Origin of the sequence: Actinopolymorpha sp. NPDC004070, assembly GCF_040610475.1 — a bacterium.
GTDB lineage: Bacteria > Actinomycetota > Actinomycetes > Propionibacteriales > Actinopolymorphaceae > Actinopolymorpha.
On record NZ_JBEXMJ010000004.1, the window covers coordinates 180,678 to 200,501 of the forward strand.

A 19,824-nucleotide genomic window follows, 5' to 3' on the forward strand; every position below is an offset into this window, starting at 1 on the left:
CCACGCGCCACCGTCTGGGCCGTGAGGTTACAGCGTCACAGCGGTGATCGCCTCCGGACGCGTCGCCGCCACCTCAGGTGCCCCTTCCCAGGGCAGCGGCCGCGAGGGTCACGGTCACCGGTGATCACCAGGGCTCACCAGGGCTCACCAGGGCTCACCAGTAGAGGGGCAGCACGGGCGACTTGGTGCCGGTGGGCGGGACGCCGTACTTCTGCAGGGTGAACGCCATGATGTCGTGGAAGACGGGCGCGGCGAGCCCGCTTCCGCTGTTGCCGCCCTTCTTGGGGTCCTGCAGGTCGACGTACACCACGAAGCGTGGGTCGTCGGCCGGAGCGAATCCCGCGAACGACGCGGTGTAACCCCGGTAACAGCCACAGCTTGAGTCCGCCCGCTGGGCGGTTCCCGTCTTTCCGGCGATCCGGTAGCCCGGGATCGCGGCCTTCGTGGCCAGCGCGTCGGGTCCCTGGACGACCTGCTCCATCATCCGGGCCACGGTGGCCGCGGCCTGCTTACTCACCACCCTGGTCCGCCTGGGCGCGGGGTTCGGGGTGAGCTTGCCCTCGTCGTCGACGAACCCCTTGACCAGGCTCGGGTCGACCCGTACGCCGCCGTTGGCGACCGCGGCCACCGCGGCGGTCAGCTGGACCGCGGTCACCGACATGCCCTGGCCGAACGAGATCGTCGCCCGGCGAAGCGGGCTCCAGTCGGACACCTTGCCGATGGTGCCTCCCGACTCACCCGGGTACTGCACAGCGGTGGGTTTGCCCATCCCGAACTTGCGGAGGTAGGAGGCCTGCAGCTTCTTCGGCATGCCCTCGGCGGCCAGCACGACGCCGATGTTGCTCGACCTCGCCAGGGCGCCCGCGAAGGTGAGGTTGACCGTGCCGTGTCCCCACCAGTCGCCGATCCGGCGGCCGTCCCGGATCAGATAGCCCGGTGCCCTGATTCTCGTGGAGGGCGTGACGTAGCCGCTGTCGACCAGTGCCGAGGCGGTCAGCACCTTGGCCACGCTGCCCGGCTCGTACACCTCCTGGAAGGGCCGGTTGACGCGGTCCTCGGCAGGCGACTTCGTCGGGTGGTTGGGGTCGAACGTGGGCGCGGTGGCTACCGCCACCAGCTCGCCCGTACGGGTGTCCATCACCACGACGTCGCCGCTGCGGGACTCGGTGGCCTTGACCTGCGCGGCGATCGCCTGCTGCGCAGCCCACTGGACGTCCCGGTTGATCGTCAACCGGACGTTGGCGCCGGGTACGGGGTCCTCCTCCGAACTGTGCGCCAGCGGGATCTGCTGGCCGTTCAGGCCCCGCTCGTAGACCATGTGGCCGTCCTTGCCCCGCAGCCTGCCGTCCAGGGCGTACTCGATCCCGGACAGTCCGCCGCCGTCGGAGCCGGCGAAGCCGATGATGTTCGCCGCCACCTGGCCGGACGGATAGGTCCGCATCGGGTCGGGCTCGGTCAGCACGCCGCCCAGACCCTCCGCCCGGAGGGCGTCACGCGCCTTCTTCCAGGTCTGCGTCGGAACCCTGCGGTCGAGGTAGACGAACCTCGTCCTCGGCGTACGCAGCTTGGCCGTCAGCTCGGCCTGGTCGACCTTCAGGATCGGGGCGAGGGTCTCCGCGATCTGCCCGGCGTCGGGCCGGGTGAGCGTCGGGTCCGCGGTGACCGCCAGCGTGTCCACGGTGGTCGCGAGGGGTACGCCCGTCGCGTCGGTGATCTCCCCGCGAGTCGCGTGCAGGGTGACCCGGCTGATGCGTTCCTTCACGGCCGCGTTGGCGTACGCCGCCCCGTCGAAGCCCTGCAACTGGACGAGCCGCCCGGCGAACACCGACATCACGAACGCGACCAGCAGGAAGCCCACCCGCAGCCGGCGTTCGGTGCGGCCGAGCCGCAGGGTCCGCGGCGGGCGGCCGGGCGAGGGCCGGACCACCCGGGCCTGGGTGGCGGGCCGCCGGCGGCGTACGGGCACACCGGTCGCTGCCGGGGAGGACCGGCGGGTGGTGTCCCCCGAACGCGGAGCACCGGCCGAGCGGCTGGTGGATCGGCCGGTGGTGGACCGGCCGGTGCCGCGGTCGGCTCCCCGCGCGGACTGACGGCCGGCTGCCGGACGCGCCGGCCGACCGGGCCGGTGGGCACCCGAGGTGTTGTCACCGGTGCCCCGGCCGCCGCCGGAGCCGGTGCCGCCCGAGCCGGTTGGACGGCCGGCGCCCTTGGCGCGGCCGGACGGTTTGCGCGGACGCTCCTCGCTCACCGGTCACCCCCGCCCGAGGTCGGCGGCTCCAGCGTCACCAGAGGCGTCGAACCCGAGGGCCGCTCCGTCCCGGACTGCCCGGCCCGGGATTGCCCGTCCTGCGGCTGGTTGGTCCCAGGCTGCGACTGGGTGCCCTGGCCAGCGGTCGTCCCGCCCGCGCCGGGATCGGTGGGCCCCTGGCCCGGCTGAGTGCCCGGCTGAGTGCCGGGCTGAGTACTGGTCTGGGTGCCCGGCCGGCCCGTCGACACCTGGGGCGACATGCTGTCGCCGACCTGGGCCGACGGGCTCGGCGCCGGCGTCACGCGTGCCTTCGCGGGCACCGCGTCGCCGAGCACGGCGCCGTCGCGAAGGCGCAGGAACACCGGGTTGGTGTTGGGCACCATGCCCAGACGCTCGGCCTGTCCGGCCAGGTGCTCCGGCGCCCGCATCGCCGCGACCTGCTGCTCCAGTTCCGCCTGGCGGTCCTGGAGCAGGGTCGTCCGGCGGGACAGGTCATGGATGGTGAACGAACCCTGCTGGACCGTGGTGTTGAGCAGCAACAGACCGAGCAGGCCGGCGCTGAGGATCGCCACGACGAGGATGACGAACGGCGCCCTGGACGGCTGGGGCTCCGGTTTCGGCACCACCCGGAGCCGTGGCCGCGGAGCCACCTCCCGTACTGGCCGGTTGAGACTCTCCAGGGCACTCATGCCGCTCCCCCTCTGCTCGCCGTACGGCGACTGTCAAGAATCCGTTCCGCTGCCCTCATCCGCACCGACGTGGCACGTGGGTTCGACTCCACCTCTTCCGGCGTGGCCTTCTCGGCCCCGCGGGTCAGCAGGCGGAGTACGGCTTCGTGTCCCGGTGGTACTGCCGGGACACCCGGCGGGACGTCCGGGCGCGCGAGCGCACCCAACGTCTGCTTCACCAGGCGGTCCTCCAGCGAGTGGTACGCGAGGACGACGACCCGGCCGCCGACTGCCAGCCGGTCCACCGCGGCCGGCAGTGCGCGTTCGAGGGCGGCGATCTCGCCGTTGACCTCGATCCGGAGCGCCTGGAAGGTGCGCTTGGCCGGGTGGCCGCCGACCTGCCGGTCGGCGCCGGGGATGGCGGAGCGAAGAAGGTCGACCAGTTGCCTGCTGGTGGCCAGCGGCGTGGTCTCGCGTTGCCGGACGACGGCGTCGGCGATCCGCCGGGCGAAGCGTTCCTCGCCGTACGTCCGGAGGATCCGGGCCAGCTCGGCGGCGGAATAGGTGTTGAGGACGTCGGCGGCGGTCGGGCCCTGCGTGGGATCCATCCGCATGTCCAGTGGGGCGTCGCGGCTGTACGCGAACCCGCGCTCCACCTCGTCCAACTGGAGGGAGGACACCCCGAGGTCGAACAGGACGCCGTGCACCCGGCGGTGGCCGAGGTCGTCGAGGACCTCCGGAAGCTGGTCGTACACCGCGTGGACACAGGTCGCGCGGTCACCGAACCGCTCCAGCCGCCTGCCGGCCGCGGCGAGTGCCTGCGGGTCACGGTCGAGGCCGATCAGGTGGGCCTGCGGGCACTCCTCCAGGAGCGCCTCCGCGTGGCCACCCAGGCCGAGCGTGGTGTCCACCACCACCGAACCGGGCTCGGTCAGTGCGGGAGCGAGCAGAGCCACCACCCGTGCCGCGAGGACGGGGACGTGGGTCGGCTCGCCGGCACGTGGGTTCATCGGGATTCTGTCCTCTCAGCCCGGCAGGCTCAGCAGGGTCGAGAGGGCGAACGACACGGCGGTGCAGGCGAGAAGGGTGATCCCGGCCGCGACGAACCGCGCACGCAGCAGCGGCCGCAACGCTTCCTGACCTGGGTCGAGCGGCCACGAGCGGGCGGCCGAGGTGGGGTCGGTCGCACCGGACACGTGACCGGAGCGGTCTCCGCCGTGCCGGCGTACCGGTTCCTTCACCTCGACCCCCACTGCGTGCTGCTGCGTGTCGTCGCCATGCGGCCAGGTCCCCGCCCGCTCGCTGGGGAAACCGCCGTCTGGCGCCGGGGAAGGTGCGTCAGAAGGCGCAGGGAGCGGGCTGGAGACCTCACCGCACGACCACTGCTTGCTCGATCGGATGGACTGTCCGCCGGAGACCAGCGGACGGGGGTATGGAGCAGGGTGGAGCATCACAGGATTCCGGGCAGCACCTCCTCGCTCAGCTCGGAGAACGCCTGTTCCTGGTCGCTGGAGTAGCTCGCCCAGGCCTCGGCGTCCCAGATCTCGACGCGGTTCATGGCGCCGATCACCACGCAGTCGCGCCGCAGGCCGGCGTACTCCCGCAGCATCGGCGGAAGAGTGATCCGGCCCTGCTTGTCGGGCTTCTCGTCGGAGGCTCCGGCGAACAGCATCCGGAGGTAGTCGCGCGCGGCCTTGTTCGTGACCGGCGCCTGCCGCATCTGCTCGGTCAGCCGACCGAACTCGGCCAGCGGCCAGACGGAGAGGCAGCGCTCCTGTCCGCGTGTGACCACAAGCCCCTCCGCAAGCTCGTCCCGAAACTTGGCTGGGAGGAACAGCCGACCCTTCTCGTCCAGTCGTGGGGTGTGGGTGCCGAGAAACGTGGCCGCCACCTCCCCCTGAGGCTCGCTGGGTACCGCCGTCCACCACTGCGCGCCACTTTACCCCACCGCCCTCCACCGTCAACCAGCTCTCGCCTCGGCGCGGCGCTTCCTCGTACCGGAAGCTTCGGGTGTTTGCGCAGGTCAGAGCAGCTCTGGCGAACGGTGGAGGAAAAGGGAGCGGTGGAGCGGCCTCGGTGGAGCGGTGGAGGCAACCCGGCGACCCGTTCGTGTCCGTCGGCGTGTCGTACGGCGTGTCACCCGGCGCACCCCCGGTCCGGCCGCTCGGCCTCTCGTCGAACCGCCGCCGCGTCCAGCGCGTGCGACCTGCGGGGATTGACGTGCGGCGATGCACACTCGGCGCCTGCGTCGGGTGGTGGTGATGCGCCCGGTGAAGCGACGTGGTGGAGCGCAGTGGTGCGCCCGCCGGAGCGACGTGGTGGAGCGCAGTGGTGCGCCCCGTGGAGCGACGTGGTGGAGCGCAATGGTGCGCCCGCCGGAGCGACGTGGTGGAGCGACGTGGTGGAGCGATGTCGGACCGCACCTTCGTCGCACCGGACCCGGACGAGCCGGCATGGCGAAGACGGCCGGCGACCAGGTGCGGGTCGAGGTCGTGACGGGACACCGGGGAGGGGGGCACGGAGGTGCCGGAGACGTGGGATGCACGGGGTACGGAAGAGATGAGGACAGGGAATAGGTGAGGACGGAAAAGAGTGGAGGCAGGAATTTCCGGCCGAGCGGGGATTCCGCGGCCCGGGCGACGTACGGTCGATGCCAGGAGTCGTCCGTATCGGTTCTGTCCAACGGGATGCCCGACAGGAGGATCGTCGTCGGCAGCGCCGGCAAAGCAGCAGACAGCAGATGCGATCCCCCATCCCCAGCAGGACCAGAACCTGAGACACTCGACCCACGCGCCGCTTCGCCAGCGGCCCATTGGTGAGGGAGGCCATGGTGTCGACCGGCCCGACGTTCGAGCCGACGAGGCGACCGGAGGAGCCGCGCTGGGCTCCGGCGGCGGACTTTCCCTATCTCGCGCAGACCGCGGGCCGCGTCCGCGACGCTGTCCAGCGCGTGATCGAGGGCAAGCCCGACGTGGTGAGGACCGCGCTGACGGTCCTGCTCGCCGAAGGTCATCTGCTCATCGAGGACGTGCCCGGCGTGGGTAAGACGATGCTCGCCAAGGCACTGGCGCGTTCGATCGACTGTTCCGTACGCCGAGTGCAGTTCACTCCCGACCTGCTCCCGAGCGACGTCACGGGTGTGTCCGTCTACAACCAGGAGACGCACGACTTCGAGTTCCGGCCGGGCGGCATCTTCGCCAACATCGTGGTCGGTGACGAGATCAACCGCGCTTCGCCCAAGACGCAGTCGGCGCTGCTGGAGTGCATGGAGGAGCGCCAGGTCACCGTGGACGGCACGACCTATCACCTCGAGGCACCGTTCATGGTCATCGCGACGCAGAACCCCATCGAGATGGAAGGCACCTACCCACTGCCCGAGGCGCAGCGGGACCGGTTCATGGCCCGGGTCTCGATGGGTTACCCGAGCCCCCAGGCCGAGCTGGAGATGCTCGACGCCCACGGGGCGGCCTCGCCGCTGGACGACCTGGAGCCGGTCACCGACGCCCGCGAGGTCGCCAAGCTGGTCGACATCGTGCAGGGCGTCTACGTCTCCCCGGCGGTCAAGGAGTACGCCATCGCACTGGTGACCGCCACCCGCAACTCCCCCGACCTGCGGCTCGGCGCCTCGCCGCGGGCCACTCTGCACCTCGTCCGGGCGGCCCGGGCGGCGGCCGCGCTCGACGACCGGGAGTACGTCCTGCCCGACGACCTGCAGGCTCTCGCCGTCCCCGTCCTCGCGCACCGCCTACTGCCGGCGGCGGAGGCCCAGATCGCCCGGCGTTCGGCCGAACAGGTCGTCACCGACCTCGTGCGGACCGTTCCGGTCCCCGACCCGCACCGCCGTTCTCGGTGACGCGGATGGGGGGACGGTTCTCTTCCCTCACCACCCGCGGCCGGGCCTTTCTCGCCGCGGGTATCGCCGCCGCGGTCTGTGCCGTCGCCCTCGGGCAGAAGGACCTCCTCCGGGTGGCGATCTTCCTCCTCGCACTGCCGCTGGTGACCGTCCTCGTGGTCACCCGCACCCGCTACCGCATCGCCGCCTCCCGGACGATCGAGCCGGTGCGGGTGCAGGTCGGCGAGCAGGCGACCGTACGCCTGCGGCTGGAGAACGTCGGCCGGATGCCCACCGGACTGTTGCTCCTCGAGGACCAGGTGCCCCACCTCCTCGGTTCCAAGCCGCGGTTCGTGCTGGACCGCATGTCGGCCCGGTGGCGCCGCGACGTCACCTACCCCGTGCGGTCGGAGGCCCGCGGCCGGTTCACGGTCGGCCCGCTGACCCTGCGCGTCACCGATCCGTTCGGCCTGGTGGAGATGTCGCGGTCGTTCCGGTCCCAGGAGGTGTTCCTGGTGACGCCGCGGGTGCACGCCCTCCCGGCGGCGAAGGCGGCCGGTGAGTGGTCCAGCAGCGGTGAGAACAACCAGCGCGCGGTGTCCGCCGACGGCGAGGAGGACGTCACCGTCCGCGAGTACCGCGAGGGCGACGACCTGCGCCGGGTGCACTGGCGGTCCAGCGCTCGTCGCGGGGAGCTCATGGTGCGACGGGAGGAGCAACCCTGGCAGAGCCGCGCCACCGTGTTCCTGGACACCCGCCGGATCAGCCATCGCGGCAGCGGCGCCACGTCGTCCTTCGAGTGGGCGGTGAGCGCGGCCGGCTCCGTCGGCGTGCACCTGCTGCGCCGCGGCTTCTCCGTACGCCTGCAGACCGACGCCGGCGCCACGGTGCTGGCGACCGCGCGCGAGTCCGGCCCGTCGGTGGAGTCGGAGGGTCAGATCCTGGACGCACTCGCCGTGGTCGGCCCGTCGTCGATCGGCCACCTCTCCCAGACGTCCCTGACGGCGAGCAGCGACGGGTCGCACGGCCTGCTGGTGGCGGTGCTCGGCGTCGTCACACCCGCGGAGGCCCAGGCGCTGGTGCAGGCACGGCAGCGGTCCAGTGCAGCGTTCGCCATCGTCGTCGACACCCCGTCCTGGGCGGCCGGCAGCGAGCGCTCGCCCCAGGCCGTGGCCGAGCAGCTCGCCGAGAGCGTGCAGATGCTGCGCCGCGGCGGGTGGCGGGTCTGCGTGGTCAGGCACGGCACGAGCGTTCCGGCGGCCTGGGCCCAGCTCATGCTCGGCGAGGAGGCCACTCAGTCCGGGCCCCCGTCGTCTCCGTCGTCTCCGTCGTCTCCGTCGTCTCCGGCATCTTCTGCGTCTTCCGCATCTCACTCGTCCTCGTCCGCGCCGGTCGGCGCGACCGGACACCTGGCCGGGGTCGCGAACGACTCTCCGGCCCCTCCGGCCGCGACCTCGGCACCGGTGTCCCGTGAGCAGACCTGGGGAGGCCAGGCCTCATGAGCAGCGCGCTTCGCCGGAGCCTCGCGGGCTTCCTCGCCACCGTCCTCGCCTCGCTCGCGCTGTTCCCCGCCTACGCCAGCACCGAGTGGCTGTGGTCGGCGGTGCTGGCCGCGCTGTTCGTCTCCACGATCGGGTTCGTCCTGCGCCAGGTCGGCACGCCGCGACTGCTCGTTCCCCTAGGGCAGCTCGCCGCGCTCGGCTGGGCGTTCGTACTCGTCTACGCACCACACGAGCTGCGGTTCGGGTTCCTGCCCACCGGCGAGTCGGTGCTCGCGCTGGCGCACCGCATCAACGACGGCCTGCTGATCGTGGTGCGGTACGCCGCACCGGTCCCCTACGACGCCGACCTGGTGATGGTGACCGCGATCGGCATCGGCCTGGTGGCGATCGCCGTCGACCTGCTGGCGGCGACGTACCGGCTGACCCCGTGGGCAGGCCTTCCGCTGCTGCTCGTTTACAGCATCCCGGCCACCACGGTCTCCGGCGGCATCTCCGCCCTCGCGTTCATTCCCGCCGCGATCGGCTACGTCGTCCTGCTGCTCGGCGAGGGCCGCGAACGCCTCGGTCGCTGGGGGCGCGTGATCGGCCTCGCCGACGACGTCGCCGGGCCGCAGGAGACCGTGCAGACGTCGCTTCTCGGCCAGACCGGCCGGCGGGTGAGCGCCGCCGTGATCGGGCTGGCGGTCGTCGTGCCCGCGGTCGTGCCGACGCTTCCGGAGAGCGTGCTCGGGCGCGGGGAGGGCGGCGGGCTCGGACCGGCCAGCAGGACGATCAAGGTGAACAACCCCATCGTCGATCTCAAGCGCGACCTGAAGCGCCCGCAGGACTTCCCGGTGATGACGTACACCACCGGAACGAACTCCCCCGACTACATCAAGCTCGTCACGCTGGACGAGTTCGACGGCGACCGCTGGCGGCCCTCGCCCCGCAGCGTCAGCAACGTCACCCCCGACCGGACCGACTACGCGCGGCTCCCCGACCCGCCGGGACTGCGCAGCAACGTCGCGAAGACCTCGGTGACGACGAAGTTCCAGGTGACCGACGCGCTGCAGTCGAGGTGGCTGCCGACGCCGTATCCCGCGACCGCGGTGAGGACGACGGCCGACTGGGGGTACGACCCGGCGACGCTGGACATCGTGCTCCGCGGTCAGGAGTCGGCCGGGCTCTCCTACGACGTACGCACCCTCGAGGTGGGCTACACCCCGGCCGAGCTCCGGGACGCCGGCCCGCCGCCGGCCGCGGTGTTCGACCGCTACACCAAGCTCCCGCCGAACATCCCGAAGGAAGTTCTGCGCCTTGCCAGGACGGAGACCGCCAAGGCGCAGACCGCCTACGACAAGGCGGTGGCGCTGCAGGCGTGGTTCCGCAACGACTTCATCTACGACCTCGAGGTCCAGCCCGGCCACGGCGGGTCGGCGATGCTCGAGTTCCTCGCCGACCGGCGCGGCTACTGCGAGCAGTTCGCCGCCACCATGGCCATCATGGCGCGCTCGCTCGGCATCCCCGCCCGGGTGGGCGTCGGCTACATGCCGGGCACGCGGCAGGCCGACGGGCGCTGGCTGGTGACCTCCCACGACTCCCACGCCTGGCCCGAGCTCTACTTCGCGGGATACGGCTGGGTGCGGTTCGAGCCCACGCCGCAGTCGCAGACCGGTGTCGCCCCGGTGTGGACCGTGCCCGACACCGCCACGCCGAACACGCGGGTCCCCGACCAGCGCAACAACCCCGAGGATCCGCGGCAGAACCGCAACCCGTCGTCGTCGCCGACGCCGCTGCCGAACCGGAACGACCACATCAACGCCGTACCCACCGCGCCGACCGGCCGGTCGTTCCACGTACTGCCCGTGCTGGTCGTGCTGGCGGCTCTCCTGGTGGTGGCCACGCCGATGCTGGCACGGGTCGGGATTCGCCGGCACCGCCTGACGCAGCGGGACCCGGAACGACTGGTCGAGGCCGCCTGGCGGGAACTCTCCGACGTGACGACCGACCTCGGGGTGCCGTGGGACACCGGCACGACGCCGCGCGCGGCCGGTGCCCGGCTGGCCGACCGGCTACCCGAGTCAGCACAGCAGGCGCTGCGCACCGTGGTCGACGCGGTCGAACGCGGTCGGTACGCGCCGGCTCCGGGCGAGGTCGGTGACGTGCGCGCCGCGGTGGTCACGGTGACCCGGGGGCTGTCCGGTCAGGTGACCCGGACCCGGCAACTACGGGCGTGGCTGGCGCCGGTCTCCCTGTGGCGTCGGCTGCCGGCGCTGTGGTCCCCGGTGAGCGGCCTGCTCGACCGGGTGGACACGCTCGGGCCGCGACTTGCCCGCCGGTGGCGGCGCGGCCGGATGGCCGGCACCAGCCGCTGAGCGCCGGTCACCGGCCAGCCGCCGAGCACCGAACCCGGTCACCGAACACCGGTCGCTGCACCGGCCACCGAGCACCTACACAGGGCGAGACGCGTTCGGCGAGGTGTGACTGTGGCGAGGTAGGTGCGGTGTCAGCGGCGGCCGAAGTCGGCCGTGGAGGTGGCGTCAGTAGCCGGACTCGCGGCGGCGCCGCCAGCGTTCCTCGACGCGCTGCATGAACGTGCCGCTGGGCTTGGGACGGCGGCCCCTCGGCTTCGGCTGTCCGCCTGGCTTTGCCTGGCCGCCGCGCGGTCGCTGCCCGCGACCCCGTAGTGGCACCACCTTCGGGGTCTCGCCGGCCGCGGGCATGTGCCGCAGGCTGGTCGCGACGTAGTAGGCGGAGACCAGCATGACCAGGAAGCCGAGCACGCTCACCGCCACGAAGGCGGAGTTCTGGCCGGTGGTCATCAGGATCGCGCCGCCGAGCATCAACACCATGCCGACGACGAAGACGGCGGCTCCGATCACGGCACGCCGACGCTGGCGCGTGCGCAGATCGACCCCCCGCAACGCCGAGGCCAACTTCGGGTCCTCGGCGGCAAGGGCCCGCTCCATCTGCTCGAGCAGTCGCTGCTCGTGGTCAGAGAGAGGCACCTGACCTCCAACGGGACACTGCCGTGTTCGATCTTCAATGAGCCTAGATGAAAGTCTAGGCAGGCTCGGAACGGCACGGTAGCCGACCTTGCACCTTCGACGGTACCGGCGGGTAAAAGTCGGCTACGACGACCTCTGTCCGCATGGCGACGTTCGATGCGATGCTTCCCACCGACACGGTACCCGAGCGGACGGCTTCAGGCCCGGCGGGCGGGATCACTGCCTGCGGGCAAGTACGTGGAGCTGGGCGGACAGGACGCGAAACTTCGGATGTGCCGAGGCTTGCGACTCCAGGTCGAGCAGGGCGGCGGTCGCCCCGGGCTCGTCGGCCAGACCGGCCGGCAGCAGATCGGCGAAGACCCGGACACCGCGTTCGTCGACCACCACGAGTCCGGCGTTCTCGGCAAGCCCGCGCAACTGTTCGGGGGTGAAGCGGCGTGGGGTCGGGCCGGCTTCCGCCGGGTCGTCCGCGGCGTCGAGTGCCGCCCGCGCCTGATCGAGGTGACCGCTCAGCACCTTGGCCAGCACGGCGGCATAGCGGTTGGCCGCCACCAGGCTGAGCGCGCCTCCCGGCCGCAGCACACCCGCCATCGCGTCCACGGCCACCTGCGGATCGTCGACCACTTCCAGCACGCTGTGGCAGAGCACCAGGTCGGTGGTGGCCTCGCCGAGGAGCTCCCGCAGGCTCACCGCGTCACCCTGCACGGCCTGGACACGCTCGGTGACCCGCGCCTCCGCGGCCCGGCGCTCGAGCGCGGCCAGGGAGTCCGGGCTGGGATCGACGACTGTGACCTGGTGACCCATCCGCGCGATCGGGACCGCGAGGTGTCCGGTGCCGCCGCCGGCGTCGACCACCCGGAGAGCAGACCGACCGGACTTGGCCACCTGGTCGTCGAGGGCGGCCCGCACCAGGCGGCCGAGCACCTCGTCACGAAGGGAGCGGCGACGTCCGGGTGCCGAACCGCTGAAGGAGTCGGCGGCCCGGTGAGTGGCACCGCCTTCGACGTCCGGGCTGCGCTCGGGCACGAAACGGCCCTCCTCTGGGCTGGATGACAGGCGCCACCAGCCTAGGGTCTGCCCAGCGGATCAGGGTCGCGTGGTGAGCGGGCCGTCCGCGCCAGTCAGGCGGCCGCCCCCGGACCGTGGACTCGCAGGCCCGTCCGGCTCAGCCGATCGCCGTCGGCCGGGTCGGACTGCTGCGGCAGCGAGGGCTGGTGCGGCAACTCCAGCATCGCCTCCACGACCGCGATGAAGCGCTCGACGTCGCGAACCAGATCGTCGGCGTCCCGGTCGGTCACCGCCCTGGGGAGTCCTGCCTCGGCGGCCGCGCGCTTGCCGGCTCCCGCGGCGAAGAACGCGGCCCACTCCGCGAGCTCCGGGGCGACCCGGGCCAGGAGCGTCCACGCGTCACGACGACCGCGCCGGACGGTCGGCCCGGTGCGCGCGGCCAGGACCGCCGCCGCGGTGCGCAGGGCGGCGACGTGGGCGGCGGAGTAACGCTCGGTCGCGAGCTGGGCCATCCGGGCCTCGGCCAGGGACGTCCGGGCGCGGTCGAGCGCCTCGAAGACACTCGGGCCGAGCGGAGCCTGGAACGACGGACTCGACTGTGTGCGCATGAGTTAGCCCTTCCGTTGCCTCAGAGCACCCGCCCCGGCCGTGGCCGGGACGGAGCCTGCCTGCTGCCCGCCGGCACCGGCGCCGACGAGGCGCCGAGCTCGCCGGCCGCCGAACCGGGCGGGACGCTTTCCCCTGCCCCTGCACGTCCCGCCCGGGGTCAACGGCGATCCGCCGGAGGAAGGGACGAGCCTCCTCCGCCGGACTTCGCGAACCGACTCCGGAGATCGCTCGGCTCCCCCGAATCGGTAGATCGAACATACGTTCGACCTACGAGAGAAGTTAACCCACCCGGCCGTCGCCGTCAACCGAACCCGGGACGTCTGCCCGGGCGAGGTGGCGCGAGGCCTCGCGTGACACTCAGGTACTGCCATGTCGACAGTCTTGCGGTGACCACCGACAGTTCCGCCCGACGCCGGCCAGGAGGGCCGGACTCCCACCGGAGCGGAATCCGGGCAGCCGGGAACTTCAGTGATTTTCTGTGACGAAAGTCGTACGCACCGTGTCTTTGTTGCGGCAAGATGCGAAAGGTGAGAGCAACCGACGGGCCGGCTCAGACCGGCTATCGCGGCCTGCTCCGGGACCACGAGTTCTCGGGGCTGTTCGTCGCGGACGTCACCTCGCGAATCGGCAGCCAGCTGGGGAAGTTCGCTCTGGCCGCCCTCGTCTACGAACGCACCCGGTCGGCCGCCCTGGCCGCGGTGACGTTCGCGGTCACCTACCTGCCCGGCCTGCTCGGCGGCCCGGTGCTGTCCACGCTGGCCGACCGGCTCCCCCGGCGCGGCATCCTGATCACCTGCGACGTCGTACGAGCCGTGCTCACGGCGCTGATCGCCCTCCTCGGCGACCACGTCCCGCTGGCGCTCGCCCTGCTCCTGCTCGCTGAGTTCTTCCGGGTGCCGTTCGGAGCCGCGCGGACCGCGATCCTGGCCGACGTCCTGCCCGCCGAGCGGTTCGCCGCCGGAAACGCTCTGGTCGCCACCAGCCAGCAGGCCGTCCAGGTGATCGGCTTCGCGGCCGGTGGGTTCGTCGTCGTCCTCATCGGCTCGCCCGCGGCGCTGGGCGTCAACGCGCTGGCGTACGCCGTCTCGGCCGTCCTGCTGGCGGTGTTCGTCCTGCCGCGACCGGCACCGGCCCGCCCGGCCGGTGCGCGTCAGCCGATCCTGCGCGACACCTGGCAGGGCCTGCGGGTCGTCCGGGACACCACCCGGATGCCGAGCCTGTTCTGCCTGCTGTTCCTGGGGCCGACGGTCCTGGCCACCGCGGAAGGGCTCGCCCTGCCGCTGGCCGCCGAACTCGGCCTCGGCGACCAGGGCGCGGGCATCCTGCTCGCGGCGGCCCCGCTGGGCAGCGCGGTCGGCCTGCTCGCGGTGGGGCGGATGCCCGCGCCCGCGCGGGAACGCCTGGTGGCTCCTGGTGCGGTCGCGGTCGGGATGTGCGTGGCGGCGGCCGGGCTGGCGGGGCCCTCCGTGCTCGTGGTGGCGGCCCTGCTGCTGGCCGGTCTGGCGATGGGACACGTCGCCCAACTGCAGGCAGCCATCGTCGGGCTGGTGCCCGCCGGCGCGCGGGGCCGGGTGATCGGCCTTGCCAACACCGCACTGCAGTTCGGCCAGGCACTGGCCCTCCTGCTCGCCGGGGTGATCGCCCAGGCGACGTCGAGTCGAGGGGTGCTGGTCGGTGCCGGTGTGGCCGCCGGGCTCGCGGCCGCTGCCGTGGCCGGCCGGGATTCGGTCGTGCGACATGCGAGCCGACCCCGACCGGAGATCGCCCCCGGTCCGCGGAGCGGAAGCCCGGTGGCGCCGAGCGTGGCGGGCCCGGCGGGAGCGCAACGGGCCGACGTACGGTCGGACGTGGTGCGGCCGGCGACTGTGCAGCTGGCGAAGGGGCAGCCGACGAAGGTGCAACAGCCGAATGTGCGGCCGACGAAGGCGGGGCCGGCCGAAGTGCGGCTGGCCGGCCGGGAGGCGGAGCATCGGCCGGCAGGGTGAGCCCCACCCCCGTGGGGGCCCACCCGCGCCGTCCCGCCGCGGCGGCGAATGGTCCGGGCCCAGGACCACCGCTGTGGCGGGCGTTCGCGGCCCTGAGGACCGCCGAACGCGTTGGAAAGATCCTGTCTCGGACCGGCCGACGCGAGCATCCGGCGTCGTACTCATTCCCACGTAGGTACTCACCACTCCTGGCCCGGGCGTCCGGTGGGGGCCGGACACCAGCGGGCTTGGGTACCCGGCGCCGACACGGCGGCACGGCGGACGCGTTCGGCCGGGGTCGTGGGTGAGACTGTGCTGGCGTGGAGTCCCGCGAGGAGAGAGGAGGGCGGGCGAGGTGGAACTGCTTCCGCTGGTGTTCACCACCGGCTGGGCGAGCGGCGTCAACGCCTACGCGACCGTCCTGCTCCTCGGCCTGCTCGGCAGGTTCCTCGGCGTCGAGGGCATACCGGCCGCCCTGGAACGCACCGACGTTCTGCTGGCCGCGGCCGGTCTGTACGCGCTGGAGTTCGTGGCCGACAAGATCCCGTACGTCGACTCCGGCTGGGACGCGGTCTCCACCGCGATCCGGCCCACGGTCGGTGCGATCGTCGGGCTGTTGATCGCCGGCCACGCGGGCGACCTCGACCAGGCGCTGTCGGCGACCGTGGCGGGAACGACCGCGCTGGCCAGCCATGCCGTCAAGACGGGCTTGCGGTTCGCGGTCAACACCTCACCGAAGGCGGTCGGCAACGTCGCGATCAGCCTGGGCGAGGACCTGTCGGTGGCGGGCGCCCTTGCCCTCGCGGTGACCTGGCCGTGGACGGCGTTCTCGCTGGTTCTCGGCACCCTCGCCGGCGGTGGCCTGCTGACCCTGGCGCTGACCCGGCGGGTCCGCCGCGGATACCGCCGGTGGCGCGAACGCCGGCACCAGGTCCTCGAGCAGCCCTGACCTCACCGGACGCTAGGGTCTGGCGGCGTGGCACAGGTGGTGGTGGTCGGTGGCGGCCTCGGCGGACTCGCGGCGGCGGCCAGGCTGGCGAAGCTGGGCCACGACGTCTGCCTGTGCGAGGCGACGGACCGGCTCGGCGGAGCCGTGGCGAGCGTGGAACACGGCGGGTTCCGGTGGGACCTCGGACCGGCCACGATGACTCTGCCGGCGACGGTGCGCGACCTGTTCCGCAAGTCCGGCCGCCCCCTGGAACGCGTTCGCACGCTTCTGCCGGTGTCCACTCCCCGCCGGCACGTCTTCGCCGACGGGACGATCCTCGACCTGCCGGTGGAGAGCCGATCGGGTCAGCGCGAGGCCCTCGAAGCGGTGCTGGGCCCGGACGCGGCGACGGCATGGGAGACCACCGTCGACGGCCTGACCCCGGTGTGGGAGGTCCTGCGCACCCGGGCGCTGGAGGTGCCGTTCGCCGGCGGGCGGGCGCTGGGTGTGGCCGGGCTGCGGACACTGGGGTACGGGCGGTCGCTGCGCGGGTTCGCTCGCACCCGGCTGGCCGAGCCGCGGCTGCGTCAGATGCTGGAGTACGCCGCATTGCCCGACGGGGGCGTGCCGGCCTCCCGGGCGCCGGCGTACACCGCGGTGGCCGCCTACGTCGAGCGCACCTTCGGGTCCTGGTACTTCCCGGGCGGCCTCATCGAGCTCGTCACGGCACTGCGCGACCGCCTCGCCGAGCGCGGCGTGCGCGTCCGGCTGGGCGCGGAGGTGGTCGCGGTGACGACGGACCCGAACGCCGCCGGCGATGCGCGGGGTTCGGTGACCGGCGTACGCCTGGCCGGCGGCGAGACGGTGCCCGCACAGGTGGTGGTCGCCGACGTCGACGTACGGACGCTGGCCGACCGGATGCTGGACCGGCCGCCCGGGACGCTGCGGCGCAGTGCTCGTTCACTGCGGGTTCCGCCGGGCAGGCCACGGCTGCTGGTGGGTGTGCGCGCCGACGCGGGCTCGGCGCTGCCGTACGAGACGGTTCTGCATCCGGCGCCCGGCTCGGCCGGTGCGCCGATCGTGATCCGTGCCGCCGCCGACCGGGAGGCCGCGCCCGAGGGGCACCAGGCGGTCAGCGTGCACGCTGCAGGTGAGGTCGGCGACGGGGTTGGAGGCGCCGGCGAGGGAACGCCGGACCTGCTGGACCTGCTCGCCGAGCGCGGCCTCGACCTGCGGGCCCGCGTCGTCACCCGGGTCGAGGCCCCGGCCCCGGCGTACGGGCCCACCTGGCGCGGTGCGTGGCGCGGCCTCGGCGTACCCGCCAACCGCACCGAGGTGGGCGGGCTGTTCCTCGTCGGTGGGACGGCGCATCCGGGACCCGGGGTGCCGCTGGTGCTGCTCGGCGCCGCGACCGTCGCCCAGGAGATCGGCAAGGCCCAGGACAGACCACAGAACAGACCCCAGAACAAGGGCCAGGACGAGGCCTAGGACACGCGGGCGACCGGGGCGACCACGTTGGCGTAGATCTCGCGGGTCGCCGTGGACCGGTTGAGGGTGTAGAAGTGCAGGCCCGGCGCTCCCCCGTCGAGCAGCTTCCGGCACAGGTCCGTGGCGACCTCGACCCCGATCGCGCGTACGGCCGCCGGGTCGTCCTCGACCGCCAGCAGGCGTTCGGCGAGGGCCGGCGGAAACGCCGCGCCGGACAGCGCCGCGAACCGCTGGATCTGCCGGACGTTGGTGACCGGCATGATGCCCGGGATGATCGGCATATCGCACGACAGCTTCTGCGCCCGGTCGCGCAGCGCGAAGTAGTCGTCGGCGTCGAAGAAGAACTGGGTCACCGCGAAGTCCGCGCCCGCGGCCGCCTTGGCGGCGAGGTACTCCGCGTCGGCGTCCAGGCTGACCGCCTCCGGGTGCCCCTCGGGGAACGCCGCCACCCCCACGCAGAAGTCGCCGAGCTCGCGGACCAGCGTGACGAGCTCGTCGGCGTGGTCGAACCCCTCCGGGTGGCGGATCCAGGGTTGGTTCGGTCCGCCTTCGGGGTCACCGCGCAGCGCCAGGATGTTGCGGACCCCGGCGTCGGCGTACGCACCGATCACCGACCGCAGCTCCGCGCGGGAGTGCCCCACACAGGTGAGGTGGGCGACGGGCGTCAGCGTCGTGTCGCTGGCGATCCGGGCGATGATCCGGACCGTGCGGTCCCGGGTGCTCCCGCCGGCACCGTAGGTGACGGAGACGAACGTGGGGGCCAGCGACTCGAGCTCGCGGATGGCGCGCCACAGCTGCTGCTCGCCCTGGTCGGTCTTGGGCGGGAAGAATTCGAACGAAAACGAACGATCGCCGCCCGTGAGCAGCTCACGGACGGTTCGAAGCGGACGGGGACCGGAGGACGCTGCTCCAGAAGCCATGCGCCCAGGCTAGCGGTGCCGCACCCGGCGCCGTCTAGGCTGGCGCGCGTGCCGGACACCCAGCCGCCTCGTGATCACGCCGAAACCGCCGCCGTCCCCGACCCGACCACCGGTGATCTTGCCGACCTGCCCGCGTTGCGGGCCGGGGTCGACCGGGCGCTGGAGGCGTTTCTCGCCGGGCGTGCCGCCGAACTCGCCGAGGTGGACGACGAGCTTCGCATCCAGAGCGACCTCGTGGCGGAGTTCGTCGCCGGCGGCAAGCGGCTCCGGCCGGCGTTCGCGTACTGGGGCTGGCGAGGTGCCGGCGGCGACCCCGACGATCCGCGGATGATGGTCGCCGCGGCGTCGCTGGAGTTGCTGCAGGCCGCCGCCATCGTGCACGACGACCTGATGGACGCCTCCGATACCAGGCGTGGCCGGCCCTCCATGCATCGGCAGTTCGCCGCCCTGCACCGCGAACGCGGCTGGGAGGGGCCGGGCGAGCGGTTCGGCCTGGGCGGGGCACTCCTGCTCGGCGACCTGTGCCTGTGCTGGTCGGACGAGATGCTGCGCACGTGCGGGTTGCCACCGGAGCGGCTGATCCCCGCCCTCGGCTACTTCGACACGATGCGCACCGAGGTGATGGCCGGGCAGTACCTCGACCTGGTGACGCAGTCCGCGGCCGACACCACGATGGCGCGGGCGATGCGCGTGGTGCGGTTCAAGAGCGCGAAGTACACCATCGAACGCCCGCTCCACCTCGGCGGCGCGCTCGCCGGGGCCGACGAGGGCCTGCTCGCGGCGTACTCCGCGTACGGCCTGCCGCTGGGTGAGGCGTTCCAGTTGCGCGACGACATTCTGGGCGTGTTCGGCGACCCGGCGGTCACCGGCAAGCCGGCCGGGGACGACCTGCGCGAGGGCAAGCGCACCGCGCTGGTCGCCAAGGCGCTGGAGACCGCGACCCCGGCACAGGTGGAACGCTTCCGGCGATGGTTCGGCGACCCGGAGCTGGATTCCCAGGGAGTGGCCGAGCTGCGCGACGTCATCGTCTCCACCGGTGCGCTGGCCGCGGTCGAACACCTCATCGCCGAGCTCACCGCGGAGGCGTCCCTGGCCCTCGACAAGGCGCCGTTGACAGCCGACGACGCGCGGACGGCGCTTGCCGGGCTGGCCAGAGCCGCCACCCAGCGCACCGGCTGACGCATCAGGGGCCCGCGCGACGGTGCGCGAACATCCCCGTGCGAGCGGTCTACTCCCAGATGGGTACGTCGAGGACCGGGCCCGGCCCCGCGACCACCACAGCCAGCACGCCCTGCTCGCGGTCGGCGGCACGGGTGGCGAACTCCGCCAGCGCCAGCTCGGTCGCCTGCGGGTTCAGCTGCGCGAGCCCCGCCCAGCCCTGCCACCACACCACGACGCCGTGCTCGTCGCGTCCCTCGGCGAGCAGTTCGGCGAACGCGTCGAAGCTGCGGCCGAGATAGGCCGGGAAGCCCAGGGTCTTGGCCACCGCGTCCAGCAGGCCGGCCTTGTCGACCACCGTCGTGGTGTCCAGGTCGACGAACTGCCAGCCCTCCTGGTCGACGACGGCCCTCGCCTTGACCGCGGGCGGCGCCGCCGGCCAGCGGTAGACGCCGGGGGTGAGCTCACCGGCCAGCAGCAGGTCCAGCTGCGACATCGGCGCTCCTTTCGCG

The 19,824-nt window shown here is 72.8% G+C and carries 17 protein-coding genes; 7 read left to right on the top strand and 10 right to left on the bottom strand.

Translation table 11 applies throughout. The features are described from left to right. Window positions 1-154: 154 nt before the first annotated feature. From ABZV93_RS09665 to mraZ, 5 genes are all read right to left on the bottom strand, one after another. A complete protein-coding gene (locus ABZV93_RS09665; protein ID WP_354932893.1) occupies window positions 155-2,248 on the bottom strand; it encodes a penicillin-binding protein 2 in 2,094 nt (697 codons plus the stop codon). Further along, entirely contained in the window at window positions 2,245-2,937 is a 693-nt protein-coding gene (locus ABZV93_RS09670) for a hypothetical protein (RefSeq protein ID WP_354932895.1), read from the bottom strand. Before ABZV93_RS09670 ends, ABZV93_RS09665 begins: the two co-directional genes overlap by 4 nt. Continuing rightward, window positions 2,934-3,926, bottom strand: coding sequence for a 16S rRNA (cytosine(1402)-N(4))-methyltransferase RsmH (gene rsmH, locus ABZV93_RS09675; RefSeq protein ID WP_354932897.1), 993 nt, complete (start codon window positions 3,924-3,926; stop codon window positions 2,934-2,936). Before rsmH ends, ABZV93_RS09670 begins: the two co-directional genes overlap by 4 nt. A 15-nt stretch (window positions 3,927-3,941) precedes the next feature. After that, entirely contained in the window at window positions 3,942-4,169 is a 228-nt protein-coding gene (locus tag ABZV93_RS09680) for a hypothetical protein (protein ID WP_354932899.1), read from the bottom strand. Between the two features lie 197 nt (window positions 4,170-4,366). Continuing rightward, window positions 4,367-4,807, bottom strand: a complete 441-nt coding sequence (gene mraZ / locus ABZV93_RS09685) for a division/cell wall cluster transcriptional repressor MraZ (RefSeq protein WP_092655852.1) — start codon at window positions 4,805-4,807, stop codon at window positions 4,367-4,369. Window positions 4,808-5,743: 936 nt separating this feature from the next. Between mraZ and ABZV93_RS09690 the strand changes: the two genes are divergently transcribed. Genes ABZV93_RS09690 through ABZV93_RS09700 form a run of 3 tightly spaced genes read left to right on the top strand, consistent with a single transcriptional unit; the run spans window position 5,744 to window position 10,604 of the window. Further along, window positions 5,744-6,769: a MoxR family ATPase gene (locus ABZV93_RS09690; RefSeq protein WP_179787467.1), complete on the top strand. Its 1,026-nt coding sequence runs from the start codon at window positions 5,744-5,746 to the stop codon at window positions 6,767-6,769. 5 nt (window positions 6,770-6,774) lie between these two features. Beyond that, the gene (locus ABZV93_RS09695; protein WP_354932902.1) at window positions 6,775-8,250 is read left to right on the top strand and encodes a DUF58 domain-containing protein; all 1,476 of its coding nucleotides are present in this window, start codon (window positions 6,775-6,777) and stop codon (window positions 8,248-8,250) included. Beyond that, a complete protein-coding gene (locus ABZV93_RS09700) occupies window positions 8,247-10,604 on the top strand; it encodes a DUF3488 and transglutaminase-like domain-containing protein (RefSeq protein ID WP_354932904.1) in 2,358 nt (785 codons plus the stop codon). The genes ABZV93_RS09695 and ABZV93_RS09700 overlap by 4 nt, the downstream gene beginning before the upstream one ends. Window positions 10,605-10,769: 165 nt before the next feature. Here the strand turns inward: ABZV93_RS09700 and ABZV93_RS09705 are convergent, their stop codons facing one another. From ABZV93_RS09705 to ABZV93_RS09715, 3 genes are all read right to left on the bottom strand, one after another. Then, window positions 10,770-11,237 carry a DUF3040 domain-containing protein gene (locus ABZV93_RS09705; protein WP_354932906.1) on the bottom strand — a complete coding sequence of 156 codons (468 nt, stop codon included), beginning with the start codon at window positions 11,235-11,237 and terminating at the stop codon, window positions 10,770-10,772. A gap of 216 nt (window positions 11,238-11,453) precedes the next feature. Continuing rightward, on the bottom strand, window positions 11,454-12,263 hold the full coding sequence (locus tag ABZV93_RS09710) for a methyltransferase domain-containing protein (RefSeq protein ID WP_354932908.1): 810 nt from the start codon (window positions 12,261-12,263) through the stop codon (window positions 11,454-11,456). Window positions 12,264-12,358: 95 nt separating this feature from the next. Next, window positions 12,359-12,853 carry an SAV_6107 family HEPN domain-containing protein gene (locus ABZV93_RS09715; RefSeq protein WP_354932910.1) on the bottom strand — a complete coding sequence of 165 codons (495 nt, stop codon included), beginning with the start codon at window positions 12,851-12,853 and terminating at the stop codon, window positions 12,359-12,361. A 528-nt stretch (window positions 12,854-13,381) separates the two neighbouring features. On the opposite strand from ABZV93_RS09715, the gene ABZV93_RS09720 reads away from it, so the two are divergent. The 3 genes from ABZV93_RS09720 to ABZV93_RS09730 all read left to right on the top strand — a co-directional run bounded on the left by ABZV93_RS09720 (window position 13,382) and on the right by ABZV93_RS09730 (window position 17,234). Beyond that, complete coding sequence (locus tag ABZV93_RS09720; RefSeq protein ID WP_354932912.1) at window positions 13,382-14,839, top strand: MFS transporter; 1,458 nt, start codon at window positions 13,382-13,384, stop codon at window positions 14,837-14,839. Window positions 14,840-15,173: 334 nt separating this feature from the next. Beyond that, the gene (locus ABZV93_RS09725) at window positions 15,174-15,767 is read left to right on the top strand and encodes a DUF4126 domain-containing protein (protein ID WP_354932914.1); all 594 of its coding nucleotides are present in this window, start codon (window positions 15,174-15,176) and stop codon (window positions 15,765-15,767) included. A 27-nt stretch (window positions 15,768-15,794) separates the two neighbouring features. Beyond that, complete coding sequence (locus ABZV93_RS09730) at window positions 15,795-17,234, top strand: FAD-dependent oxidoreductase (RefSeq protein WP_354932916.1); 1,440 nt, start codon at window positions 15,795-15,797, stop codon at window positions 17,232-17,234. Here ABZV93_RS09730 and metF read toward each other — a convergent pair. Then, complete coding sequence (gene metF, locus ABZV93_RS09735) at window positions 17,231-18,154, bottom strand: methylenetetrahydrofolate reductase [NAD(P)H] (protein ID WP_354932918.1); 924 nt, start codon at window positions 18,152-18,154, stop codon at window positions 17,231-17,233. The two genes, ABZV93_RS09730 and metF, sit on opposite strands and share 4 nt — an antisense overlap. A gap of 48 nt (window positions 18,155-18,202) precedes the next feature. Between metF and ABZV93_RS09740 the strand changes: the two genes are divergently transcribed. Beyond that, a complete protein-coding gene (locus ABZV93_RS09740) occupies window positions 18,203-19,333 on the top strand; it encodes a polyprenyl synthetase family protein (protein WP_354932919.1) in 1,131 nt (376 codons plus the stop codon). A 49-nt stretch (window positions 19,334-19,382) separates the two neighbouring features. Here ABZV93_RS09740 and ABZV93_RS09745 read toward each other — a convergent pair whose 3' ends face one another. Further along, window positions 19,383-19,808 carry a barstar family protein gene (locus ABZV93_RS09745; RefSeq protein ID WP_354932921.1) on the bottom strand — a complete coding sequence of 142 codons (426 nt, stop codon included), beginning with the start codon at window positions 19,806-19,808 and terminating at the stop codon, window positions 19,383-19,385. Window positions 19,809-19,824: the final 16 nt, after the last annotated feature.

What these genes read in the sequence shown, in the direction of transcription:
- ABZV93_RS09715 (WP_354932910.1), bottom strand. Translation starts at nt 12,853, where the DNA reads ATGCGCACACAGTCGAGTCCGTCGTTCCAGGCTCCGCTCGGCCCGAGT.
- ABZV93_RS09745 (WP_354932921.1), bottom strand. Translation starts at nt 19,808, where the DNA reads ATGTCGCAGCTGGACCTGCTGCTGGCCGGTGAGCTCACCCCCGGCGTC.
- ABZV93_RS09695 (WP_354932902.1), top strand. Translation starts at nt 6,775, where the DNA reads ATGGGGGGACGGTTCTCTTCCCTCACCACCCGCGGCCGGGCCTTTCTC.
- ABZV93_RS09700 (WP_354932904.1), top strand. Translation starts at nt 8,247, where the DNA reads ATGAGCAGCGCGCTTCGCCGGAGCCTCGCGGGCTTCCTCGCCACCGTC.
- rsmH (WP_354932897.1), bottom strand. Translation starts at nt 3,926, where the DNA reads ATGAACCCACGTGCCGGCGAGCCGACCCACGTCCCCGTCCTCGCGGCA.
- metF (WP_354932918.1), bottom strand. Translation starts at nt 18,154, where the DNA reads ATGGCTTCTGGAGCAGCGTCCTCCGGTCCCCGTCCGCTTCGAACCGTC.
- ABZV93_RS09670 (WP_354932895.1), bottom strand. Translation starts at nt 2,937, where the DNA reads ATGAGTGCCCTGGAGAGTCTCAACCGGCCAGTACGGGAGGTGGCTCCG.
- ABZV93_RS09690 (WP_179787467.1), top strand. Translation starts at nt 5,744, where the DNA reads ATGGTGTCGACCGGCCCGACGTTCGAGCCGACGAGGCGACCGGAGGAG.